Origin of the sequence: Candidatus Methanoperedens nitratireducens (genome assembly GCF_900196725.1) — an archaeon.
GTDB lineage: Archaea > Halobacteriota > Methanosarcinia > Methanosarcinales > Methanoperedenaceae > Methanoperedens > Methanoperedens nitroreducens_A.
This window is the reverse complement of record NZ_FZMP01000074.1, coordinates 1-3,607: the sequence shown is the minus strand read 5'-3', so window position 1 is coordinate 3,607 and position 3,607 is coordinate 1. Positions and strand designations below refer to the sequence as shown.

The window sequence follows — 3,607 nt, the reverse complement described above, 5'->3', positions numbered from 1 at the left end:
ACCAAGCTTCAAAGCTTCAATCGCAGCGTACCGTCTTTTATCTTTTTCAGAAAGCGTATCATAGAATTTTTTCATCTCTTGTTCTACAGATACGTCATAGGGTATCATGCCTGATATTTCGGACGAACAGACTAATATCACTTTTGTTAAAGTTCACCATGCAGAAATGAGAATGTTATTTAATCATCAATCCTAAGTAGGCTATTGCACCAAGGATAGCCCAGAGAAAAACAGCGATGGGAATTTCGGGCTTTTGCGTCTTAATCAGGAAATACATTACTACCGCAGCAATGATAGCAAGTATTATCTCCCACATCAGTCCCTCTTTCCATGTTAGGAACTGACAGGTTCTTACTCCGTTTATAATCGCCTCTTCTTCTTTTTTTACAGCTTTTAATGCTTCCTCTGCTTTCTTTTTTGCATCATCGTGGTTTTTTGAAGTTTTCGCCTCATCCTTAGCTTCTATTGCTTTATTGATTTTTAATTCTATATCGGAAAAGTTTATCTTATTTGCGTTTTCTTTTAATTTTTTTAAATCCTCTAATTTCTTTTCAGATATTTTTATTTTATTTAGTATATCTCTTTCGTCAGGTTGTTTCGCCATCGTACCACAGTTAAAATAAATGCATTAAACCCATATATATAATTATCTATAATATAATGTACTGAACCGGTGTAACTTTAGCTTACCAGGAAGATATAAGATTTATATCGATTGAACTTCCTCTGTAACAACAATGAGCAAACTTTTTATAGACGATGGAGCTATCGAGTTTATTAAAAAAGCTCTTGCAAAAGAGAACGCTCCTGCGATGCGTATATTCATAAGCGGGGGCGGATGCTGTAAACAGTTCGAAATGGCACCGGTAAAAAAAGCGCTTGCCGGCGATGTTACATTCACTCAGGATGGGCTCACGGTGCATATAGAAAAAGGACTGGCTGATAATACAGAGCATATCGGGATAAAATATGATGAACAGAGAGGATTGCTCCTGGAGATTGAATAAAAACAGGGAATCTTTAAATAAAATTGATTCGTAATATATCGAACAAAGGAGAAAAAGGATGATAGGTATATCAAAACTTTACTGCGGGACCGTTGAACCTTCGGATGCGCTCAGGTACGGGCGCGAATCAGGGAAACTCCCGTCGCACTTATTGCAGTTCTCAAAAGACAAAAAACCGGTAGTGGTCTGGAACATGGGCAGGCGCTGCAACCTGCGCTGCGTCCACTGCTATGCTCAATCAAAGGATATCGAGTATAAGAATGAACTGACCACAGAGCAGGGTAAGGAGCTTATCGATGACCTGGCGAAATTCGGCGCGCCAGTCATCCTTTTCTCAGGCGGCGAACCCATCATGCGCCCCGACCTTCCCCAACTTGCGCAGTATGCACGCTCAAAAGGCATGCGCGCCGTAATATCAACGAACGGTACCCTGATAGATAAAAAGATGGCAAAAGTCCTGAAAGAGATAGGGCTTTCATATGTTGGCGTATCTCTGGACGGAATGAGAGAAACCAACGATAAATTCAGGGGGGTTAAAGGCGCATTTGACCTGGCGCTCCAGGGCATGCGCAACTGCCTTGCAGAAGATATCAAGGTCGGTCTTCGCTTCACCATCAACAAGAAGAACGTGAAGGATGTCCCTGCCATATTCGACCTCCTTGAAAAAGAGAAAATCCCTCGAGTCTGTTTCTACCATCTTGTTTACGCCGGGCGCGGCTCAAAACTCGTAAAAGAAGACCTCACTCATGAGGAGAGCAGGAAGACGCTTGATATTATAATGGACAGGACAAAGGCTGTACACGAGAGGGGTTTCCCGATGGAGGTACTGACCGTCGATAACCACTGCGACGGTCCTTACGTCTATTTCCGGCTCCTGAAAGAAGACCCGAAACGTGCCGCAGATGTGTATGAACTTCTCCAGATGAACCAGGGCAACTCATCCGGCATCGGGATTGCCTGTGTCTCATGGGACGGCTCCGTTCATGCCGACCAGTTCTGGAGACATTACTCTTTCGGCAATGTGAAAGAGCGCAAATTCAGCGAGATATGGACGGACACGCGTAATGAACTCATGGCAGGTCTTAAGAACAGGAAACCACTCATAAAAGCCAGTGCCGACAGGTGCGCGCGGTGCAAGTGGTTCGATATATGCAACGGGAACTTCAGGGTGCGCGCTGAAGCGATACATAGCAACGTCTGGGCAGATGACCCGGCATGCTACCTGACGAAAGAGGAAATCGGATACGACACAGGAAAGTAGCAGGATTAAAGAATCTGTGCATATCCGTGTCATCCGTGTTCCGGTTCAGTGGATTATGATTCGATAAGCGTAAGCGAGCGTATCCACTCACCTTTCGGTTCCCTCGTTGTCCCGACAACAAGCCTTTTCATATCCCCGACAACTTCGACCATACCCCTTGCTTCTATCCTCTCTCCGACCAGCGCCTGCCCTGCATAGGTATGGGTGTAGGACAGCACATAGCTTATTTCGGGATGGTCGATTTTATATATCGCAGGGCTGTCGAACGAGAAATCAGCATTGACTACGGTCGCTTCAATGGTCTTGACCCCGGCATCAACTCCCCTGGCGAAGGGTTCGATATCTTCCCAGTCCCTTACGTACAGGAGATCAAAATATGTTCCATCAACCATCCCCCTGTTTCCCTTTCTGAGTTCATGGATGAGGAATTCATCAAAAGATATCTCAGGCTTGCGTTTCTTATAAATATCTCTCCACATCTCATCGCTTATCTCGGTAATAGCGCTTTTGTCTTTTTTCGCCTGCGTGATGATGTCCCGTGCGGTGAACCAGGAGCTCCCGTAAACGATAAAATCAATGTCAGAGGATTCGTTCTGCAATCCGGCAAGAAGCGAGCCTGTTACACCCATTTTATCAAGCTGGATACCGTTCCTGAGCGCGCCAACTATAATCCTGACTTTTTTATTGCCTTTCATGATAAAAGGGAGCCTCTCATTGGGAGCGAGTACCTGTTTAATGCGCTCCCTGGGTACGATATGTACATCTTTAACCCATTCGGGGCGGGCTGTTCTCATAAATACGAAAGAGTCATCGAAATCCAGCTTGCGGTATTTCTTCTGAACACCCCTTGTACCCTGCGGATCGGGCACATACCTGAGAACCGACCTTATGCCATCGGGATGGCAGTAATCCGCTACAGCGAATATCCAGTCTTCGTCAGTGATGATGAAATCACGCAGTCGTACTCGTATTGTCATTATTTACCCTACTGGACCAGGTTAATATAAATAATGCGCTTTCTTACAACTCCCTTTCTGCAACCGAAAACAAAAAACTCTTAAAAGCATTCCCAAAGGAGTATATGTGAGAAGTATTGGGGGCATAGAGGGTTCCGGGGCTCAGGGGTGCAGAGGGTGCAGGAGTTCATAAAGGTGTAAAGGTTATGGAGGGTATAAGGGGTGTCAAGGGTGTAGGGGTGTTTGGGTATTTTCGAAAAATCTTTTTAATGTCCCAACTTGGCATAGGTACCTGTCCCAACATGGGACACCCGTACAGTCTTTCTTCTTTCTTTCTTCTTTCTTATTATTTACTTAATATAGGGTGGATATGCCAATAAAAA

Annotated in this window: 4 protein-coding genes; 2 read left to right on the top strand and 2 right to left on the bottom strand. The window is 44.8% G+C overall.

Translation table 11 applies throughout. The annotated features are described in order from the left end of the window. Nucleotides 1-175 precede the first annotated feature (175 nt). Nucleotides 176-604 (bottom strand): hypothetical protein, encoded by a 429-nt coding sequence (locus MNV_RS05810; RefSeq protein WP_096204411.1) that lies wholly within the window; start codon nt 602-604, stop codon nt 176-178. 133 nt (nt 605-737) lie between these two features. Between MNV_RS05810 and MNV_RS05805 the strand changes: the two genes are divergently transcribed. Both MNV_RS05805 and ahbC read left to right on the top strand, forming a co-directional pair. Then, nucleotides 738-1,007, top strand: a complete 270-nt coding sequence (locus tag MNV_RS05805) for an iron-sulfur cluster biosynthesis family protein (protein ID WP_096204410.1) — start codon at nt 738-740, stop codon at nt 1,005-1,007. 58 nt (nt 1,008-1,065) lie between these two features. Next, nucleotides 1,066-2,268, top strand: coding sequence for a 12,18-didecarboxysiroheme deacetylase (ahbC, locus tag MNV_RS05800; protein ID WP_096204409.1), 1,203 nt, complete (start codon nt 1,066-1,068; stop codon nt 2,266-2,268). A 53-nt stretch (nt 2,269-2,321) separates the two neighbouring features. On the opposite strand, the gene MNV_RS05795 is transcribed toward ahbC, so the two are convergent. Further along, nucleotides 2,322-3,245 carry a nucleotidyltransferase domain-containing protein gene (locus MNV_RS05795; RefSeq protein ID WP_096204408.1) on the bottom strand — a complete coding sequence of 308 codons (924 nt, stop codon included), beginning with the start codon at nt 3,243-3,245 and terminating at the stop codon, nt 2,322-2,324. Nucleotides 3,246-3,607: the final 362 nt, after the last annotated feature.

Excerpts from the sequence above, each read along its gene's own strand:
- MNV_RS05795 (WP_096204408.1), bottom strand. The coding sequence starts at position 3,245 with ATGACAATACGAGTACGACTGCGTGATTTCATCATCACTGACGAAGAC.
- MNV_RS05810 (WP_096204411.1), bottom strand. The coding sequence starts at position 604 with ATGGCGAAACAACCTGACGAAAGAGATATACTAAATAAAATAAAAATA.
- MNV_RS05805 (WP_096204410.1), top strand. The coding sequence starts at position 738 with ATGAGCAAACTTTTTATAGACGATGGAGCTATCGAGTTTATTAAAAAA.
- ahbC (WP_096204409.1), top strand. The coding sequence starts at position 1,066 with ATGATAGGTATATCAAAACTTTACTGCGGGACCGTTGAACCTTCGGAT.